The organism is Pseudomonas sp. DR 5-09 (genome assembly GCF_001655595.1).
GTDB lineage: Bacteria > Pseudomonadota > Gammaproteobacteria > Pseudomonadales > Pseudomonadaceae > Aquipseudomonas > Aquipseudomonas pharyngis.
Window position 1 is genome coordinate 698,188 of record NZ_CP011566.1, and the last position, 19,451, is coordinate 717,638.

Annotated in this window: 11 protein-coding genes; 8 read left to right on the forward strand and 3 right to left on the reverse strand. The window is 60.5% G+C overall.

The genetic code is table 11. The annotated features are described in order from the left end of the window. The first annotated feature begins 56 nt into the window (after positions 1–56). The 6 genes from PDR5_RS03060 (at position 57) to PDR5_RS03085 (ending at position 12,677) form a co-directional block, all read left to right on the forward strand. On the forward strand, positions 57–695 hold the full coding sequence (locus PDR5_RS03060; RefSeq protein ID WP_064593208.1) for a hypothetical protein: 639 nt from the start codon (positions 57–59) through the stop codon (positions 693–695). Positions 696–854: 159 nt separating this feature from the next. After that, positions 855–2,153, forward strand: a complete 1,299-nt coding sequence (cobG, locus tag PDR5_RS03065) for a precorrin-3B synthase (RefSeq protein ID WP_064593210.1) — start codon at positions 855–857, stop codon at positions 2,151–2,153. After that, a complete protein-coding gene (locus PDR5_RS03070; RefSeq protein WP_064593212.1) occupies positions 2,146–2,772 on the forward strand; it encodes a precorrin-8X methylmutase in 627 nt (208 codons plus the stop codon). Before cobG ends, PDR5_RS03070 begins: the two co-directional genes overlap by 8 nt. After that, positions 2,769–3,503, forward strand: coding sequence for a precorrin-2 C(20)-methyltransferase (locus PDR5_RS03075; RefSeq protein ID WP_442963850.1), 735 nt, complete (start codon positions 2,769–2,771; stop codon positions 3,501–3,503). The genes PDR5_RS03070 and PDR5_RS03075 overlap by 4 nt, the downstream gene beginning before the upstream one ends. Continuing rightward, positions 3,503–5,206: a precorrin-3B C(17)-methyltransferase gene (gene cobJ / locus PDR5_RS03080; protein ID WP_064593216.1), complete on the forward strand. Its 1,704-nt coding sequence runs from the start codon at positions 3,503–3,505 to the stop codon at positions 5,204–5,206. The genes PDR5_RS03075 and cobJ overlap by 1 nt, the downstream gene beginning before the upstream one ends. A 343-nt stretch (positions 5,207–5,549) precedes the next feature. Further along, positions 5,550–12,677, forward strand: coding sequence for a TcdA/TcdB pore-forming domain-containing protein (locus tag PDR5_RS03085; protein ID WP_064593218.1), 7,128 nt, complete (start codon positions 5,550–5,552; stop codon positions 12,675–12,677). An 88-nt stretch (positions 12,678–12,765) separates the two neighbouring features. Here the strand turns inward: PDR5_RS03085 and PDR5_RS03090 are convergent, their stop codons facing one another. Beyond that, on the reverse strand, positions 12,766–13,362 hold the full coding sequence (locus PDR5_RS03090; RefSeq protein ID WP_064593220.1) for a MarC family protein: 597 nt from the start codon (positions 13,360–13,362) through the stop codon (positions 12,766–12,768). A gap of 234 nt (positions 13,363–13,596) precedes the next feature. Between PDR5_RS03090 and PDR5_RS03095 the strand changes: the two genes are divergently transcribed. Together PDR5_RS03095 and PDR5_RS03100 are read left to right on the forward strand one after the other, a co-directional pair. Beyond that, on the forward strand, positions 13,597–14,388 hold the full coding sequence (locus tag PDR5_RS03095; RefSeq protein ID WP_064593221.1) for a hypothetical protein: 792 nt from the start codon (positions 13,597–13,599) through the stop codon (positions 14,386–14,388). A 48-nt stretch (positions 14,389–14,436) separates the two neighbouring features. Then, a complete protein-coding gene (locus PDR5_RS03100) occupies positions 14,437–15,120 on the forward strand; it encodes a hypothetical protein (protein ID WP_064593223.1) in 684 nt (227 codons plus the stop codon). A 28-nt stretch (positions 15,121–15,148) separates the two neighbouring features. Here PDR5_RS03100 and PDR5_RS03105 read toward each other — a convergent pair whose 3' ends face one another. Beyond that, on the reverse strand, positions 15,149–17,923 hold the full coding sequence (locus tag PDR5_RS03105; protein ID WP_064593225.1) for a hybrid sensor histidine kinase/response regulator: 2,775 nt from the start codon (positions 17,921–17,923) through the stop codon (positions 15,149–15,151). Between the two features lie 102 nt (positions 17,924–18,025). Continuing rightward, positions 18,026–19,318: a phosphoribosylamine--glycine ligase gene (gene purD, locus PDR5_RS03110; protein WP_007951030.1), complete on the reverse strand. Its 1,293-nt coding sequence runs from the start codon at positions 19,316–19,318 to the stop codon at positions 18,026–18,028. Positions 19,319–19,451: the final 133 nt, after the last annotated feature.

Sequence of the window (19,451 nt, forward strand, 5' to 3'; positions counted from 1 at the left end):
ATTAACTAGTGGTTGAACGCCTTGCTGGCGTCCTGTTATAGGGATGTGATGTAAACATGGATGACATAAAACATAATGCGACACTTGTCGGCGATATATTGCTGACCGGCAGTCGGGGACAAACACACGAGGACTATCAGTTCGCGTTGAACTGTACTTACCTGGCACAGCGCCAGGCGGATATGACTTATAACAGTGCGACCCAGCCTGGACGATGGACCGATTATTTTACCGATGTACTGTGGTCGCATGGCTGGAACCGTAATTATCAACCGATCGAGCACGTTCAAACGCAGTTCAGGGGCAGCGTGCGCGAGGTCTGGTCACGACTGGCATCGCCGCTGCTGAGTGCTGAACAGGTGGCTGGCGTTGATCGAGGGCTGGTGGCGCTCGAAGGCGACGTTGAACTGTTGAAAAAGGTCAAAGGCCTTAGTGGCAAAGTCTTCGATTTCAAAATCATGCCGATCAATTACAACGCCAATGGTGATATGGAATTGATCGTGACAAATACCCGGTTCATCAAGTCGAGCCTGAACACCGGGTATTTTTTCTGGAACGTTTCGCAAGTAATGACTCAGCTGGATGTTCTGGCTCGGAAGGTGGTGATCAGTCGCCGGGTCTTGGACGCTCGTCGAGCCAGTGTGATAAAGGCGCTGGAGGGGATCAAATTCAATTTCGAGGATTACCCGCTGTGACCGCCTCCCTCTGAGGCGATTTTCTTCCACGGGAATAGCCCGGCAACGCAGAATCCGACCGGCAGGCATTTTCATGCGCTCGGGCAAAGCAGGCATAATGGCGACCTTTCGCCCTCACGGTGCTGCCAGCCAGCCGGTCATCCCTTGAACGAACGCTCGATGTCAACAGCTCTACGCCCCTCGGCTTGTCCGGGGTTGCTGCGTATCGTCCAGGCGCTGGATGGCGGTATCTGCCGGATCAAACTCAATGGTGGTTCGATCAGCGCCGATCAGGCTGAGGTGGTGGCGCATGCCGCCGAGCATTTCGCCAGTGGCGTGATCGAGGCAACCAACCGCGCCAACCTGCAGATTCGCGGGATCGGCGAGCACAGTACCGCGCTGATCGACAGCCTGCTGGCCGTCGGCCTCGGGCCGCGAACCGCTGCCGGGGATGACGTGCGCAACCTGATGCTAAGCCCTGCTGCCGGAATCGACCCGCAGATGCGCCTGGATACCCGCACGCTCGCCGGGCAGATTCTCGATACCCTGCAAAGCCATCCGCGTTTCCACGAGTTGAGCGCCAAGTTCGCCGTGCAACTGGATGGCGGTGAAGCGCTGGCGATGCTCGAACATCCCCATGACCTGTGGTTGTCGGTTTACGAAGATCGCGGCGAAACGCTGTTGGCATTCGGCCTGGCGGGCTGTCCGTCGGAGCGACCGCTGGCCGCCGTGGCGCTTGCGCACGGACATGCGCTGGTGGTGGCGGTGCTGGAGGTGTTCCTCGATCTGGCTCGACCGGAGCAGACGCGAATGCGTCATCTGCTGGATGAATGTCCGGCGCCGATGTTCCTGGCAACACTCGGGCGGCGGATCCGTCTGCAAAGCGTCGGCGACTGGCGGCGTGAATCGACGCCGGAAGGCTTGCACATCGGCATCCATCCTCAGCCATCGGCCGGTCAGGTGTATGTCGGTGCCGCACCGGCGTTTGGCCGCCTCGATCCGGACATGCTGCGTGGCGCCGCGCAACTGGCCAGAACTTTCGGCGACGGCACCCTGCGTTTCACCCCTTGGCAGAGTCTGTTGCTGCCCAATGTGCGGGAAACCGCTGCGGTTCAAGTGCTCGACGAATTGGGCAAGCTGAACCTGCTGACCCATGCCGAAAATCCTGTAGCGCACCTGATCGCCTGCACCGGCTCCAAAGGCTGCGGCAAAGGCCTGGCCGACACCAAACACGATGCCCGCCTGCTGGCGACGCTGTTGCCACATGCCGTGGATGTGCACCTGTCCGGCTGCCCGCGTTCCTGCGCCGCCGCCCACCGCGCTCCGGCAACGTTGCTGGCCGTCAGCCCCGGTCATTACGACCTCTATATTCGCGATGCAGCGGTGCCCGGTTTCGGCGCGCTGCACGCTCAAAACTTTACTATCGAAGCGGCCGCGACCCTGCTCGTCGCCCGCTCACGGAGCCCCCTTGATGCTTGATTACATCCGCGACGGTCAGGAGATCTATCGCAACTCCTTCGCGATCATTCGCCGCGAGGCCAACCTCGCGCGCATCCCGGCCGACCTGGAAAAACTCGCGGTGCGGGTGATCCATGCCTGCGGCATGGTCGAGGCGATCGACGGGCTGCAATTCTCCGCAGGCGCCGGCAAGGCCGGGCGCGATGCGCTGGCCGCTGGCGCGCCGATCCTGTGCGATGCGCGGATGGTTTCCGAGGGCGTGACCCGTGCGCGCCTGCCGGCCAACAACGAAGTGATCTGCACCCTGCGCGACGACAGCGTTCCGGAGCTGGCGCGCGAGCTGGGCAACACCCGCTCGGCAGCGGCGCTGGAACTGTGGCGTCCGCATCTGGAGGGCAGCGTGGTGGTGATCGGCAACGCGCCGACCGCGCTGTTCTATCTGCTGGAAATGCTCGACGCCGGCGCCCCGAAGCCGGCGCTGATCCTCGGCTTTCCGGTGGGCTTCGTCGGCGCTGCCGAATCCAAGGCCGAGCTGGCCGCCAACAGCCGTGGGGTGCCGTTCGTGATCATGCAGGGCCGCCTCGGCGGCAGCGCCATGGCCGCCGCGGCGGTCAATGCCCTCGCCACGGAGATCGAATGATGCAGGCTAAAGGACGTTTGATTGGCCTGGGCGTCGGCCCCGGTGATCCGGAACTGATTACCGTCAAGGCCCTGCGCCTGTTGCGCGAGTCGCCGGTGGTGGCGTACTTCGTGGCCAAGGGCAAAAAGGGTAACGCGTTCGGCATCATCGAAGCGCACCTGCAGGACGCGCAGAATCTGCTGCCGCTGGTGTACCCGGTGACCACCGAAGTGCTGCCGGCGCCGCTGTCCTACGAACAGGTGATCAGCGATTTCTACGATGACGCGGCGCAGGAAGTGGCGGCGCATCTGGAGGCCGGTCGCGACGTGGCGGTGATCTGCGAAGGTGATCCGTTCTTCTACGGTTCCTACATGTACCTGCATGACCGCCTCGCCAACCGTTATGAAGCCGAAGTGGTGCCGGGCGTCTGCTCGATGCTCGGCGGCGCCTCGGTGCTGGGCGCACCGCTGGTGTATCGCAATCAGAGCCTGTCGGTGCTGTCCGGTGTGCTGCCTCATGATGAACTCAAACGTCGTCTGGCCGATGCCGACGCGGCGGTGATCATGAAGCTGGGGCGCAATTTCCCGAAAGTGCGCGACGTGTTGGCAGAACTGGGTCTGGCCGAGCGTGCGCTGTACGTCGAGCGCGCGACCATGGCCAACCAGAAGATCGTGCCGCTGGATGAGGTCGAACCGATGTCGTCGCCGTACTTCTCGCTGATCATTGTTCCCGGCGAACGGTGGCAAGGCTGATGACTCATTCCACACCGGCCATCGTCATTCTCGGCCAAGGCGCGTTGGCCACGGCCCGTCGCCTGCAGCAGGTCTATCCAGCTGCGCAGATTCATGGACTGAAAGGGCGCGTCGATGGCGCCGACCTGACTTACAGCGAGTTCGGCGCGACCCTGCGCGAGCTGTATCAACAGGACACGCCGATCATTGCCCTGTGCGCGGCGGGCATTGTCATCCGCACGCTGGCGCCGCTGTTGCTGGAAAAAGGCGCCGAACCGCCAGTGCTCGCCGTGGCGGAAGACGGCAGCGCCGTGGTGCCGCTGCTCGGCGGCCTCGGCGGGGTGAACGTCATGGCCCGCGAGATCGCGGCTGCACTTGAAGTCGCAGCGGCGATCACCACCAGCGGCGAATTGCGTTTCGGCACTTGCCTGCTCAATCCACCCGGCGGTTACGCGCTCGGGGATCTGGAGCAGGGCAAGCGATTTGTCTCTGATCTGCTCGCCGGCCACAGCGTGCGCATCGACGGTGCCGCGCCGTGGCTTGAGCAGGCGCAACTGCCGGAAGATCCACAGGCGCAGCGCTCGATTCACGTGGGCAGCGATGCTCGCGCGGCGAGCGCCAGTGAGTTGTTGATTTATCCGCGCAGCGTGGCGGTGGCGGTCGGGGCCGATGTGGCCGATCTGCCGGATGCGATTCGCAATGCGTTGCAGCAGGCCGGTGTGGCGATTCAATCGCTGGCCTGTCTGGTGGCGGCTGATACTCAGATGGCCAGTCCGGCGTTGCGTGAAGCCGCGCTTGAACTGGCTGTGCCGTTGCGCTTTGTGGCGCCGGCGAGTGACATCGGTGAGCTGGCTCGCGATGTTGTCCCCGACGCTCGAATCATCACAACATCCCACGACCTTGCCATCGCAGTGGCAGAACAGCCACTGGATGTTTCGCAGATCGGTCGTCCGCGCGGACGTCTGGCCGTCATCGGCCTCGGCCCGGGCGCGGCAGAGCTGATGGTGCCGGCGGTAAAAGCCGAGCTGGCCCGTGCCACCGACGTGTTGGGTTATGAAACCTACGTGCGCATGGCAGGTCCCTTCCGCGACGATCAGGTGCAGCATTGCACCGACAACCGCGAAGAAATGCAGCGTGCCCGCCACGCTTTCCGACTGGCCGCGCAGGGCCGATCGGTGATTGTGGTTTCGTCCGGCGATCCGGGGGTGTTCGCCATGGCGGCGGCGGTGCTCGAAGCGTTGCACGAATCGACGGATCCGGCGTGGCACAGCGTCGATCTGGAAATCCTGCCGGGTGTGTCCGCCTCACTCGCTACCGCCGCTCAGGCCGGTGCACCGCTGGGACACGACTTTTGCGTGATGTCGCTGTCGGACAACCTCAAGCCATGGTCGATCATTGAGAAGCGCCTGGACCTGGCCGCCGAGGCCGATCTGGCATTGGCGTTTTACAATCCGATCTCCCGCGCCCGTCCGTGGCAGTTGGGGCGAGCCCTGGAAATCGTTGCCCAACATCGCACACCGCAGACGCCGGTGGTGCTCGGTCGCGATATCGGCAGACCGGGGCAGACCCTGCGTACCACTACGCTGGGCGCATTGACCGCGGATCAGGTGGACATGCGCACCATGGTGCTGATCGGTTCATCCACCACCTGCACCTTCCCCCGTGCGACGGGAGGCGACTGGGTGTACACCCCCCGCTGGTATGGCGAAAAGCCTGGCGGCTGATGCTCCCTTCCATGCTGTGTGCCCCCTCGGGTATAGATTGACAAGACAAGGCCGCGAATGGATTGTTCGCGGCCTTGTCTTTCGTATCGCACGGCAATTTATATATCTGTGACACTTGTTTGGAAGTTTTGATGTGGCGGGAAGTTTCCGTTGAAATTGTTTGAATGGCTTGTTGTTTGTTGAGTTGGTTTTTTTATACTAGTTTCGCTTCCGGAAAGTGCGTGTCGATCTGTTGTTTGTGCATTGATATCAACTTGTTGCAAGAGCGATTTTTTTGTAATGGGGTATTTGTGCGCGTGATTTTCAATCGGCTCGTGTAATTTGTTATTTCGGGAGTTCACGTATGCGGGAAATTAATAATGATGTTGCCGATGTCGGTCATCTGAAGTTTGCGACGTTGTTCAAGTTTTCCGAATTTGAGCAGGCTCTGCAGCCTTACAAGGACAGCGCGCAATATGACGCGGCGCTTCGTTACTATTCTGCGTGTATCGATCTGCTCGACTCGCCTCGACTGTTGCAACCGCTGGCGCTGCTCAAGCAGGCACTGGGAGAATTGAACAAGGGGCGAGTGCGCCGTAGTTTAGACAAGGCACCGGTATCGACACCGGACGGCGGGACAGCGCCGGATCTTGCGCAGATCTTTGACAGGCTCGAAGTTGTCGAGTCGCGCCTGCACTCCAGTGTCGGGTTGATGAAACTTCCGGCTACGGCCGTGCCGAAAATCCTGCACTTCGTCTGGCTCGGTGGCGGGCTTGGCGAGATCCAGCGCGACTACATCAATCTCTGGAAACAAGTGCTGGCTGGAGAGGGTTACAAGATCAACCTCTGGTATGACAGTGATGCCATGTTGGCGCATGAAACCAATCGGCTGATCAGCGAGGCTGCGAAACTGCACAGCCTGCAGAACGGCGGTATGGATAGCTCCACTGAAGCGCAACTTGGATCAATGTATGAGGCGCGGGCCATCGTACTGAAACAGGAGATGTTCGCGCACATCAATCAGGCTGTTGCAAACGGGGTGTCGGCTGATGAGGCTCGGACGCAGTTGTTGAGTCGGGCGTACGGACAGCAGGCAGAAAGACTCAAATCGTTGAAAGAGCGCAATTTGCAGAGCGTGCATGCGTTGGTCGGTGGCGACTTGCAGTTGCGTGATCTCGCCGGGGCTGCGCAACCCATGCGGCTACGAGCGATCTACGATCAGGAGATGCGCTTGCGCGGCAATCTTGCCGCCGGATCCGATGTCGTGCGGCTGGAGGCATTGCTCCCCGAAGGGGGGCTGTACGCGGATGTCGATAATCTCCCGCCGTTGGTGAAGGTACTGGGCGGCGTGGACATCAGTACGGTCGGAAACGATGGCCAGCGGGGGATTTTGCAATTACTGCTGGACCACAATCCGCACTGGATGCCGGGGCGCCAGGCGGTGCGCGGCGGGTACACGGATTATGCCGACAGTATTCCCGCAGAGCATCGCCAGGCGCTGGAAGCGTTCGCCGGAAGCCGCCCTGCGCTGAATCAGGTTTTCCAGCCCCCTTCCGATCTCCTTGCACGCCCCTACATGTTGCGTGCTGTGCGTGAGGGCAATTCGTTGAGCAATGCCTGGCTGATGGCGCACCCGGGCTCGCCAATGCTGGAGGCCGTCATGCAGCGGCTGGGTTTTAACTATCAAGTGGTCAACGCAGTGTTCCGGACGGCGGCTGAAAGAGGTGTAGCCCCTCACGACGATGACTCCATGCAAGCCCTGGCGATCGCGGAGCTTGAGGATCGCCTCGGTGCCCTGGAGGGGCTGTCGGACGAGGATGAAATCGCGATGAGATATCTGGCGGACGCCGCTGCCAGTTACTACAGCGACGGCATTCGCCTTGAACGTGAGGGCACGATCTATCTCACCGGACCGGCTGCCATGCGTCTTGGCATGGGAGATTACGAGCAGGCGCATTTCACCCCGCGTGCTGGCGAAGCCTCTCGGGCTGAAGTCGGCATTGAACCGAAGGGCACGGTCAGTCGTTCAAGCGAGGAAGAGCTGGATCATTCCTGGAAAGAAAACGGAGCCGATGAACAACAGTGGGTCAGGAACGAACAGCAGCGTTTTCGCGACGGCCGATACACCACCCGTTACGCCGGCGACCTCGACGAACTGCTCAATCATTCCACCGTCGAGTTCGAGCTCGGCTGGCCGCTCATTGAAGGGCGCCATGTTCTGCTGACCGGGCTGCTGCAACGCCTGGCCGAGCGTCTGGGTAAACCGTTTACCCAGGCGATGATGAACGGCCATGACGGCCCGGTAGTGTTCGTCGACCGGCTGCCACTGGATTTCGACGACCGTCAGGCGATCCGCAATCAGGACACGCGGCTGCGACCACCGGCTTCTCTGGCCAATGAACAGACCCGGAGCCTTGCGCTGGACGAAGTGCTGGTGCGTCTGGGGGCGGGCTCCTTGCAACGGGCTCACCTCAGTCCGTTGCAGCGCCTGACACTCGGGGCCTTGCTCGGCGTTGAATCGCTGGATGAACAGAGTTTGCTGGCGCAGAACAGTGTGATGGAAAACCTGATCAACAGTGTCAGGGAGCGCGGGACTTCGGGACGGTTCGGGGTGATCGAGCAGCATCTGTTTCAGCGCAGGGACACCGCATTCGTTGCCGGGTTGAACAGTGTCCAGCACGAACTGCCGATGGACTTGCCGAATGCGCTGAGTCTGAAGAAAGCCGCCCTGGCCGGGGCGACGACGCTGTATGAGTGGGGGCAGCAGGTCGCGCAGATCAAGAAGGTGGCCCTCCAGGAACATCGTGAGCAAGTGCAGGATCGCCTGGAGCAGGTGCTCAATCAGCTCGAGGGCGGTGCCGTGAAACTGGCGCCACAGGACCTGCTGATGCACGGAATGGGCGATATGACTGCCGGGCGATGTTTTCCTCTTGCGCTGGCGATGAGTGCAGCCATCACTGAGGGCAAGGCTGCCACCCAGCGATTGCACGAGCGTTTTTACCTTGCGGTACTCGAGCCGGAACACGCTGACACAATCGCCTTTCTGGGGGCACTTGAGGAGATGCGTGGCGTGAAGTATGGCGATGTCGGGACTGCGCTGGGGCGGCTGGATCTGGACCAGGTCACGGCGACCCTCGAGGAGTCTGTCGGTACTCGAACCTTGATGCTCAACTCTGACAATCATTCGATGCTGGTTGCTCGTACCGTCAACGGCACGGAAGTCATCTACCACTTTTATGATCCCAACTTCGGCCTCTTCGAGTTCGAGACTGCTGCCACATTCAGAGCGGTACTGACGAGATTTTTCCAGAGAGGCATGACCAGACATTACGCCGCCTATGGTGAGCCTGACCGTCCGCAGTTCGATCTGATCGATCTCCAGGGGGAACGGGTAGCCGATCTGGATCTGTCGAGCGGTGCCAAGGTGGCACACCTTTTAAGGGAGGATGCGTTGCCGAGCATGCCGCTGCGCAGGGTTCGCCAGCGGCTTTTCAGCGCACACGGACAATCGCTGGTTGAAAATCCACACCTGGCCAGCACATTGCTGCAGTCCGACAGCCACTGGTGGGCCGAACAGGTCGCAGACGTGACTTCGCGGTTGCAGGAGGGGCATGAGTCAGTGTCGCCACTGGTGCCGTTATTCGAGTCGCTGGAGGTCACCCTCGAGGGCACTTATCGGGTGAGCATGCTCGATCCGAAGAGCGGCGAGGTGATGGCAACGGTCATCAGCCGCGACAGCCGTCTGCTGCGGATCAAAAATTATCTGGCCGAGCTGTTTTCGACGCTGGCCCAAAAACGTACCCGGGCCGGCGCGCCAGTCGATCCGACGGAAGCTTCCGCTGTTCACACCCTCAACGCCGGGTTCGCCGTTCAGGCGTTGATGAATGCCTTGCGCGACCGCGAAGGTGAAGGCCGCACATTGACCACCGCCGTGCAATGGCATGCCTACGTCAACTATGCGCAGCTGGTGCATGGCAATCTGGTGGACGTGGCGGGGCTGGTCGGGGTCCTGCAAACGGCATTGCGTGATGAAAGGATCATGGCCCGGACCACTGGGCAAGTGGTGGCCGAAGCGCTGGCGCCACTGACCGCCAGAACTTTGGGCAATGTGGCGGGGCATGTGGCCAATGAAGGCGTTGGCGCGGTACTGGGGCTGGCCAATGTCGGGTTCGATATCTATCAGTTGGCGAACGCAAAGAACGATGTGGAGGTCGCGACTTACGGTACTCAGTTGGGCTTTGACGCGGCGAGCCTGGCCCTGAGCGGTACAGGGCTTGCTGCGGCGGCCCTGGGGGCGGGTACGGCCGCTGCGGTGCTCGGTGGCGCCGGGGTGATTCTGGGCGGGCTGGCGATCGGGGTGACCGCGTTGGCACATGCCTACGCCATCATTGCCGAGGAGGCAAAAGCCGTCGGTCTGTTCTTCGATGAAATCGAGCAGGCTCATCGCGGTGCCGGCTACCGGTACGACGGCACGCAAGGTGCCTGGCTGCCGAGACCGTCGCTGATTATCAGGCAGTTGGATCTGGGCAACGGCAGGATGCAGCTGGACAGCACCCGGCTGTATCCGCTGCGTGATCATTTCGGAGTGCCGGAATTCGAAGCCGATTACTCACGCGCCATCAACCTCAGTGCCGAATTGGGTTATCCCGACGAGATGAGTTTCACTGCGCCCTCCGATCAACCCATCGTTTTACCCTGTACACCGCTGAACTGTTATCGCTACGAGTACAAGACCCTGCCGTTTGTCTCGGTGTTTCACGACAAGGGTTTTGACATTGCACGTCGCCTGGAAAAGAAAAAACCGGACGGCCAATGGCTGTTCCTGTTTTCGTTCTATTCCTTTCCCAGCGAATACGTCGTCTATCGGATTTATCCCGATTACCGACCCACCGACATCACCGTCAAGCTTGATGCCCGCGAGCGCAAGCTGGTCGTGCCGGTGATCCCGTCCCTGTGGCGGGGCAAGGTTTCCTATCGGCTGCAGGGGGGCGGCGGGACTTGCACGCTGGTGCTCAATCCCGGTGTCGACGTTGAGTTGCAGACGATCGGTGCGCAGAAGGATCGCTGGATTATCGCGGCGCCCTGGGCTCGTGAAACCGACATCGTGTTCGGCGAGGACGGCCGGTTCAGCGTCAAGGATTGCCGGTTCAAGGTCAGTGCCGGTGTTCCACCAGATCTGTATGTGCTGCTCGAAGGCGGCAACCTGTTCAAAGTCGAAGGCCGCATACTCACGTTATTGCTGGACCACCCCCCTCAGGAACAGCACGGACAGGTATTGCAGAATCATCTGCAGGAACTGGCCCGGGCCCATCGGCTGGTGCTGCCCTACACGCCGATCCACGATTATCTGATTCCATTCGAACCAGCCGATGCACCGCGTTACACCACCGGTTGGTACGACGCCCGTGAGGACCGGATTCTTTACGTGCGCAATGATGACGTTTCGGCCGACGATGCGCAGTTGTCGGTCGTGGTGGGCGAGTCGGCGTTTTTTCAATCGGCCGAGGGTTTCGAAATCTGGCAGGTCGAGGCGAACACGGGATTGCTCAGCCATCGCTATCGTCTGTTGTTCAAGCCGCGTGGCACCAGCTCGATTCGCAGTGTGGAGGCCGACGGGCAGGGTGTGGTTCATGTGGTGCAGGAGTATCTGCAGGCAGACGGCCGTGTGGAGCGCTTCAATTACCTTATTCACGATGGGCAGTTATGGTTGAGTTCAGTCACGCGCGGTCTTGAACCGGCATTCGAGGCGCTCCTCGATGAGACGGCCCCGTTGACCGATTGGACGTCTGTGCTCGGCGAGCAGATCGTGCTCAAGTCGAGTCATGACAAGTCCTACGCGACGGTCCACTGGCAGTTCGCGCCCTATGTGTCGATCTGCTGGATGATCGAAAACAACCTCCGTGACATGGCCTGGATCCGCACCCGCGACGACCTGATCATTCGCCCGGTGCCGCGTCGTCATCGCGCCCGGGGCTGGGCCGATTCGATCCAGAATCTGAACGACCTGATGCTGCTGACGGTGGCTGATGACAGCGATGTATTTGTCATCTATGACCGTAACGCGCAGACCTTGTGCCGGACGCAGTGCACGGTGCTCAAGGGCAAGATGCAATGGGCTCATCGTTGGGTGCAGCCTGCTGGACTGAAGCAGATTGCGGCACAGGAAAGCGGCTATCTGGCAAGTACCGCAGAGGGGCTTTCGTTTGAAATCGACAGCACCGGTGAGGTGCGCTTCGCCGGCGTGAGCGAACAATGGCTCAAGAGCCGCACCCAATGGTGGCTGGCGCTGGAAGGGCTGGCCAAGCGGTACTCCGTTGAACGGTTCACGATTGTCGGCGTTGTCAATGCCACCGGCGACGCGCGTTTGCATGCCTGGTACGTGGATAACCATCTGGTGCTGAGTGGGGCGCGGCAGGGCGATGTACGTCTTCTGGGACTGACCCCCGACAGACAGGCGGCGTGGTTGTTCGAACCGGCGGCAGGGCAAGTCTGGCGTCAGGCGTTGATCGATCCGCAGCGACTGGATCAGGCGTTCGGAACCGCTGCGCAGCTATTGCACGCTGAAGTGTTGACCCCGCCGGAACGGCAATGGGCACCGTGGAGCTTCGCCGACGTCAGGATCGACGGTACGGGGCTGCTGGGCACGACCCTCGATGGCCAGGTGTTGCAGTTGCACGCTCAGGCGCAACCTGTGCTGGCTGGTGTGGCGCTCGATTGGGTGGTCGCTCATGACGAGCACCTGATTCGTGACCTCGAGGCCATGCTGGTGAACCAGGCGCATCGCCCGTTCATTTCCATCGCCACCCGCGACGCCAGCGCGTGCTGGTACTTCGTCGACAGTGCGCGATTGATCCGGATCGCAGCGCAGGATCTACCCGGGGATTACGAGTTGCTGGGCGTTCGGCGACACACGGATGTCCTTCTGAACGATTCAGGGCAGCGACTGATTCGGGGTTATCCGAGCAAGCGGCAGATCGGGCCGCTGGATTACGTCCAGCGCAACGCCGAGGTGCTGGTGATCGAAGGGCAAGTGGATGCGCCGAACCTGTTGCCGCTGATTCCTGATGGTGTGCGCACACTGGTGGTGCGGATGGGCCACGGCTCCATGAAGTGCCATCTGTCGCAGGCTCTGACGCGCAGGCTGGATCGGCTGGTCATTGATGCACGGTTCCCGCTGGCCGGCCCGCCCGCGGTGATGAGTCGCCTGATCTGGTCGCTGGACACATCGCAAGCGCTGGAGGTCGGCGTTGTCGGGGATCACCTGGTGCTGATCGATCCTGATTCCGGACTCTGCGTGTTGTTCCGTGATGCCTGCGCGAACGATCCGGCGTTGCACGGCGACGTCATACTCGAGGTCAAGGGGTTGCGACCTTGCCAGGTATCGACGCTCGCCCGAGGGATGTTGGGGGCCAAGGGCGTGACAGGCAGCGTGACACTCAAAAGCTTGATAGAGGAGGCGAAGAGCAACCTCATGACTGAATCAACGATCTGAGTTAACGATTCAGTTGTGCTTGAAAGATAGTTGTCAGTGACCAAAGAAGACCGCCGATGGAAGTATTGGCGGTCTTTTGCATTCCGGTCTATGGCACCAGATAGCCCTTCACCCCGGTGAAGATGATCTGTGCGGCCAGCGCGCACACGAACAATCCCATCAGGCGACTGACGATCTGCAAGCCTTGATCGCCGAGGATCCGTTCGATGCGATTCGACAGATAAAGTACGACACCCACGGTAAAGCTGGCCAGGGCGATGCTCATGATGGCGGTGAGTTTGTCGTCCCAGTGGGGCTGACTGACGCCCATGACCAGCAACGCACCAATAGTGCCCGGGCCGACAGTCAGGGGAATGGTCAGCGGCACAATCGTCACGTCCTGCTGCACATTGTCCGTCTGCACCACCGACTTGCCTTGCGCCATGCCCAGTGCCGAGATGAACAGCACGCTGCCGGCGCCGATCCGGAAAGCATCTACGGTAATGCCGAACACATCGAAAATCACTCGCCCGAACAAATACAGAAGAACGCTGGAGACCAGCGTGGCGATCGCCACTTTCCAGGCCAGGCGTCGTTGCTCCTTGCGCGAATAACCACGGGTCAGGCTGATAAAGCAGGACAGCACGAAGAACGGGCTGTAGAGCACAAGCATCTTCAGGTAAACGCTGAACAACACATGGAGCATGGTTTCGACTCGCCGCTGTGGAGTGGACGACGTGGAGTCTATCAGTGGTTTAGTTGTTTGTGTCTGGAAGCGTGGTTTTAATCAGGTTTGATTTAACTTGTGTGGAAGTTGCTAAGTGGGTGGAAAGTTCAGATATCAAGTTACATGTTTTGCTTTGTTGTTTGTTTGATACTTGGTTATTGTTATTTGGCAAGTTCATGAGGAGCTTGTGATTCTAACTAATGGATGTGTCAAATGTATAATCAAGCTGTTCGTGAAAGTTATGTAAACACCTGTCTTGAAACGCTGGGTGAGTGTGATATCGGTGATCCGCTGATTATCAAGCCACGTGGCTTGCAGATTTCCGGTGATGATGTTGAAGCGCCGTCGCGCGGTAGCATCGTCGGTGAGGGCGTGCTGGGTTTCTCCAGTAACCTCACTGGCGATAACAAGTCCGATGCGCAGAATGCTTTTTTATTCGCAACGCGTGCAGCAAACAAAAAATACCCTGAAGAATCTCAGGGCAAGGAATGGTACCTGTACTTCCGGGACATCATGACCATGGCAGGCTGGACCCCTGTCAGCCGTTACTACAGCGATCTGCAAGTGGGTGGTACCAGTGTTCGCATGGACAAACTGGTTCTGGAGATTCTGTCTTCGGTCGTCGCGGGTGTTGCCTTGCCTGGCCCAACCAGCGCATTGATGCTGAAAGTAGCGGGCGATGCCATTGCCGCCCTGCAAAAGCGTGATACCGCAGCACTGACCGTTTACGAACGCAATCTGCTCGAGCATGGCGTCGGTGGTGTTTCCAGCGCCGCCTGCGTGGAAGTCGACGGTGAAGCGATCATGGCGGTCGGCGCAGTGCGCTTCCTGCGTCGGAACACCTCGACCAAAGTCATGTTTGTGGATCTTGATATTCGTAATGTGAAGTTGTATCGCGGTGAAACGGTATTTGCCAAAAATACATTCGTGGCGGATGGCGTGCGTGAGTTGATCAAGAACAAGTTGATTCCGCACAAGGACAAGATTGACGAGATCGACATTTGATGAGTTAAAAGGCGGCCGTAACAGGTCGCCTTTTTTACGGGGGACGATATGAAACTTGATTATTCGGTTTTGATCGTTGGCGCTTGCGTGATGTTGCTACCGGCAGCGGACGATGCGGATAGTTACAGCGATCTGGTCAACTCAGTGTTGTTGGCGCAGTTGGCCGCGAGCAAGAGAGTCGAAAAGTCGCAAGGTACTGACTGGTATGACGCTTACATCCAATTGATGGATGACTACTGGCTGCGCTACGCGCGCGCCCGACAAGACTGGTCCGTCAATGAGGGGGATGTCGAATCCGTCAGCGAATGGATCAGTGGCGCTATTGCCAAAGGTGGTTCGCAAAACGCCAGTGCGGCGGTGGCGACCTTGCAGCGTTTGGCTCAGTTATCGGGAGCCGAACCCGTCATGACGCTGCTGCGAGCTCATGTGCAAAGGACCATGTCCCTACCCGATGAGGCTCATGCCCCTGCCGGACCCGTTCGATTGCTAGCGATCATCGCCTCGACGCCAATGCGCATTTCGAGCGTCTATGTTGAGTTCCAGGCTCATGGGTCTATCGAACTCAACCCGCTGGCCCAGCGTTTCGAAGCACGGGACATACAGGGAGCGGTCTGCTTGCGCTACGCCAAAGCCAGTTTGTCGGAAACACTCTACGGGCCTGTACGTGATGCCATCGCCTTGAAAGTCAGGGACAGGCAAGCGGCTCACGTTTTGGCGATGGCTGTTGAATAGCGGCGAGACGCTTGATCCGCAACGCCGCTCAAAACGTTGAGGCGGTGCGATTCTGTTGGTCACGCTGCGCCACCCAGTGCTCGATCAGCTCACGCAGTTGCGACAGTTCCACCGGTTTGGCCATGTGCCCGTCCATCCCGGCCTGCCGCGCGCGCTCCTTGTGTTCAGCGAGGATGTGCGCTGTCAGCGCAACGATCGGCGTGCGAATGCGCTGGTTGCTGACTTCCCATGCGCGCAATTGCTGAGTCGCCGAGAACCCGTCGAGGATCGGCATTTCGCAATCCATCAACACCAGGTCGTAACGCTGGGCTTTCATTGCCTGCAAGGCTTCTTCGCCATTGCTGGCGGTGTCCGGTTGCAGATTGAGTTTGCCGAGCATGCCGCGGATGACCTTGGTGGAAATCGTGTTGTCTTCGGCCACCAGAATGCGGAAGTCGCTCGGCACCTTGACCGGCGCAGCGGGGCTGGCCGGCTGCGGCTGGAACACCACCTGGCCACGGTTGCGCTGGTTCAGTTCGTCGGCGAGCGTGGTCTTGAGGGTATAGCCGGCCACCGGTTTGGCCAGGATGCGCTTGATCCCCGAATTGCGCGCGATGATCTTGCTTGGCGCATTGCTGATGCCGGTAAGCATGATCAGCAGGATGTCGTGGTTCAGGCTCGGGTCTTCCTTGATCTTGGCCGCCAGTTGCATGCCGGTCATGCCGGGCATGTTCTGGTCCAGCAGAACCACGTCGAAATAGTCGCGCAGGTGCGCCTTGGTACGCAGCAGGGCCAGCGCTTCCTTGCCCGACGGCACGGCGCTGACGTTCAGGCCCCAGGCGCTGCATTGTTGCACCAGCACCTTGCGGCAGGTGTCGTTGTCGTCGACCACCAATACGCGTGCGCCTTGCAGCGGGCTGTCGAGGTCCGAGGTCGGGTGCTCCAGGCGATCGGGATCCAACGGCAGGGTCAGCCACAGCGTACTGCCCTGGCTGGCGCCGCTCTTGATGCCGAACTCGCCCTGCATCAAACGGATCAATTGGCGGGCGATCACCAGCCCGAGGTTGCCACCCAGACGGTTGGCCGACAGGAAGTGCTTGCTGTGCAACTCGGCGTGCATCAGCGCGTCGCGCTCTTCCTGATCCATCGGCTGGCCGCTGTCCTGCACGGCAATGCGCAGGCGTGGACCGGCACTGCGTTCGTCGAGGGCGACCACCACCAGCACTTCGCCTTCCTCGGTTTTCTTCAGGGCGTTTTCCAGCAGGCTCAGCAGTGTCTGGCGCAGGCGCGTCGGATCACCACTGATGACCCGTGGCACTTGCGGCTGGATGAAACTGATCAGCTCGACGTTCTGCTGTTCGGCCTTGGCGCGGTAGATGCTCAGGCAATCGTCGATCAGCGCGTTGAGGTCGAACTGCACGTCGTCGAGTTCGATCTGCCCGGACTCGAGCCGCGAGATGTCGAGGATCTCGTTGATCAGGGTCAGCAATTCGTTGCCGGCGCTGTGGATGGTTTGCACGTAGTCGCGTTGCTTGACCGACAGCGGCGTGCCGAGCAGCAGTTCGGTCATGCCCAGTACGCCGTTCATCGGCGTGCGGATTTCGTGGCTGATCTTGGCCAGGAACTCGGCCTTGGCGTTGATCTCGGCGTTGCTCGCGGCGAGGTCGCGGCTGATGCTGAAACGGCTTTCGGTAATGCTGCGCTGACGTTCGCCGAGGGCGATGCTCATCAGCAGGCCACTGATGCAGATGAAACCCATCAGGGTCATGATCAGGCCTTGCGGCGCCACCAGGGTCAGCCCCAGCAAGGCCGGGAGAATGATCAGTGTGCCGATGTTGAACACCACCATCGCGGCAACGAACAAGCGGGCAGGGCGGTAGCCTTTCTGCCAGTGATAGAAACCCACCAGCAGCATGCTCAGCCCAGCCAGGGCTACGAGCGCATAGGTGATGATGTTCAGCGGCAGGGTGTTGACGAACAACAGCAGCAGGCTGCAGATCACGATGAACAGGATGTCGCCGATCAGCAGCTTGTTCAGCGGATGCGGACCGAGCGGCGCGAAGAAACGGTAGGCGAACATCAGGCCCGCCGGTGCGGTCAGCAGCAGGGCCAGATAGGCGCCGGGAGTCTGGATCGCATGCCAGTTCGGCAGCCACGGACCGGCGAGGTTGAGCAACAGCAACAGGCTCAGGCTCAACAGGCCTTCACACACCGCGAGCCACAGGCTGCTGCGCGAGCGGGTGTAGGCGTAGCGGATCAGGTTGTGCAGGATCAGCATCGCCAGACAGCCGAACAGCAGGCCGTAGATCAGCGTCTGGTTGTGATTGGCCGCGGCCATCACTGCCGATTGCAGGGTGATATACGGGCGCAACTGGTGATCGGAGACCAGTCGCAGGTAGACGTCGAGGGGTTTGTCGCTTTGCGGCAGCGGCAGCATGAAATCGCTGCTCGGCAGCGGTCGTTCAACCTGGGGCTGAGCGGTACCGGTGTCGCGTTGTTCGATCAGGCGATCGCCGTCGAGGACATACAGATTGAGGTGCGACAGGTCGGGGGCGAAGATCCGCAGCACTTGTTCGTGCGTGCCGGGCGCCAGCCTGAAGCGCAGCCACAGGGCGCCATCGGGTTCGGCCGCGGTGAGGCGGTCAAGCTCGATAGGGCTGAATTGATTGGTGTAGCGGGCGGAGCGGATGTCGCTCAGCTGCAGGTTGCCCTGATCGTCAAGCAATACCGACCAGCCACTGCCTTGCGCGGCCTGGGCCGGGAGCATGCAGAGCAAGGTCAACAGCGTGACGGTGAAGCCTATGGCAATCCTGAGCCAGCGCACGGCGAAATCCCTTCGTAGGTTGATGCCAGAATATAACGATGCGCAGCGTCGGAACAGTCCGGCAAGGGCGATGAGCCCCTGCCGGAAACACAGCGTAGCTTATTACTGAGACTCACCGCGTTCACGGGCAATGGCGCGGTAGCCAATGTCGGTGCGGTAGAAGCAGCCTTCCCAGTCGATGGCCTTGGCCAGTTTGTAGGCCTGCTCCTGGGCGGCGCCGACGCTGGCGCCCATGGCGGTGGCGCACAGCACCCGACCGCCGGCCGTCACGACGTTGCCGTCCTTGAGCGCAGTACCGGCGTGGAAGACCTTGCCTTCCAGTGCGGCGGCTGCGTCCAGACCGTTGATCGGCGCGCCCTTGGCGTAGTCGCCCGGGTAACCGCCGGCGGCCAGCACGATGCCGACGCTCGGACGTGGATCCCACTGCGCTTCAACCTTGTCCAGCGCCTGGGCCAGTGCCGCTTCGACCAGCAGCACCAGGCTCGACTGCAGACGCAGCATCACCGGTTGGGTTTCCGGATCGCCGAAGCGGCAGTTGAACTCGATGACCTTCGGATTGCCGGCCTTGTCGATCATCAGACCGGCGTACAGAAAACCGGTATAGACGTTGCCTTCGTCGGCCATGCCGCGCACGGTCGGCCAGATCACTTGGTCCATCACGCGCTGGTGCACGTCGGCGGTGACCACCGGTGCAGGGGAGTAAGCACCCATGCCGCCGGTGTTCGGGCCGCTGTCGCCGTCGCCGACGCGTTTGTGGTCCTGGCTGGTGGCCATCGGCAGAACGTTCTTGCCGTCGACCATGACGATGAAGCTGGCTTCTTCGCCGTCGAGGAATTCTTCGATGACAACGCGCGAACCGGCGTCGCCAAAGGAATTGCCGGCGAGCATGTCGCGCACGGCGTCTTCGGCTTCGGCCAGGGTCATGGCGACGATCACGCCTTTACCGGCGGCCAGACCGTCAGCCTTGATCACGATCGGTGCGCCTTTTTCACGCAGATAAGCCAGGGCCGGCTCGATCTCGGTGAAGTTCTGGTAGTCGGCGGTCGGGATCTTGTGGCGTGCCAGGAAATCCTTGGTGAAGGCTTTCGAGCCTTCCAGCTGCGCGGCGCCGGCGGTCGGACCGAAGCAGTCCAGGCCACGGGAGCGGAACAGGTCGACGACGCCAGCCACCAGCGGTACTTCCGGGCCGACGATGGTCAGGGAAACGTTTTTCTCGGCGAAGTCAGCGAGCTGCTCGAGGGCCAGCACATCGATGGCGACGTTTTCGCACTTGGCCTCAATCGCGGTGCCGGCGTTGCCCGGTGCGACGAAAACTTTCTGCACACGCGGATCCTGAGCCACTTTCCAGGCCAGGGCGTGTTCGCGGCCACCGCTGCCAATGATCAAAACATTCATTTCAAAAACCTCAAAATTCTGTCAGGCGCTACTGGAGCGCTTTATGTGGGAGCGAGCCTGCTCGCGAAAGCGGTGTGTCAGTCAACGTCAACGTCGCTGGCAGATTGCATTCGCGAGCAGGCTCGCTCCCACA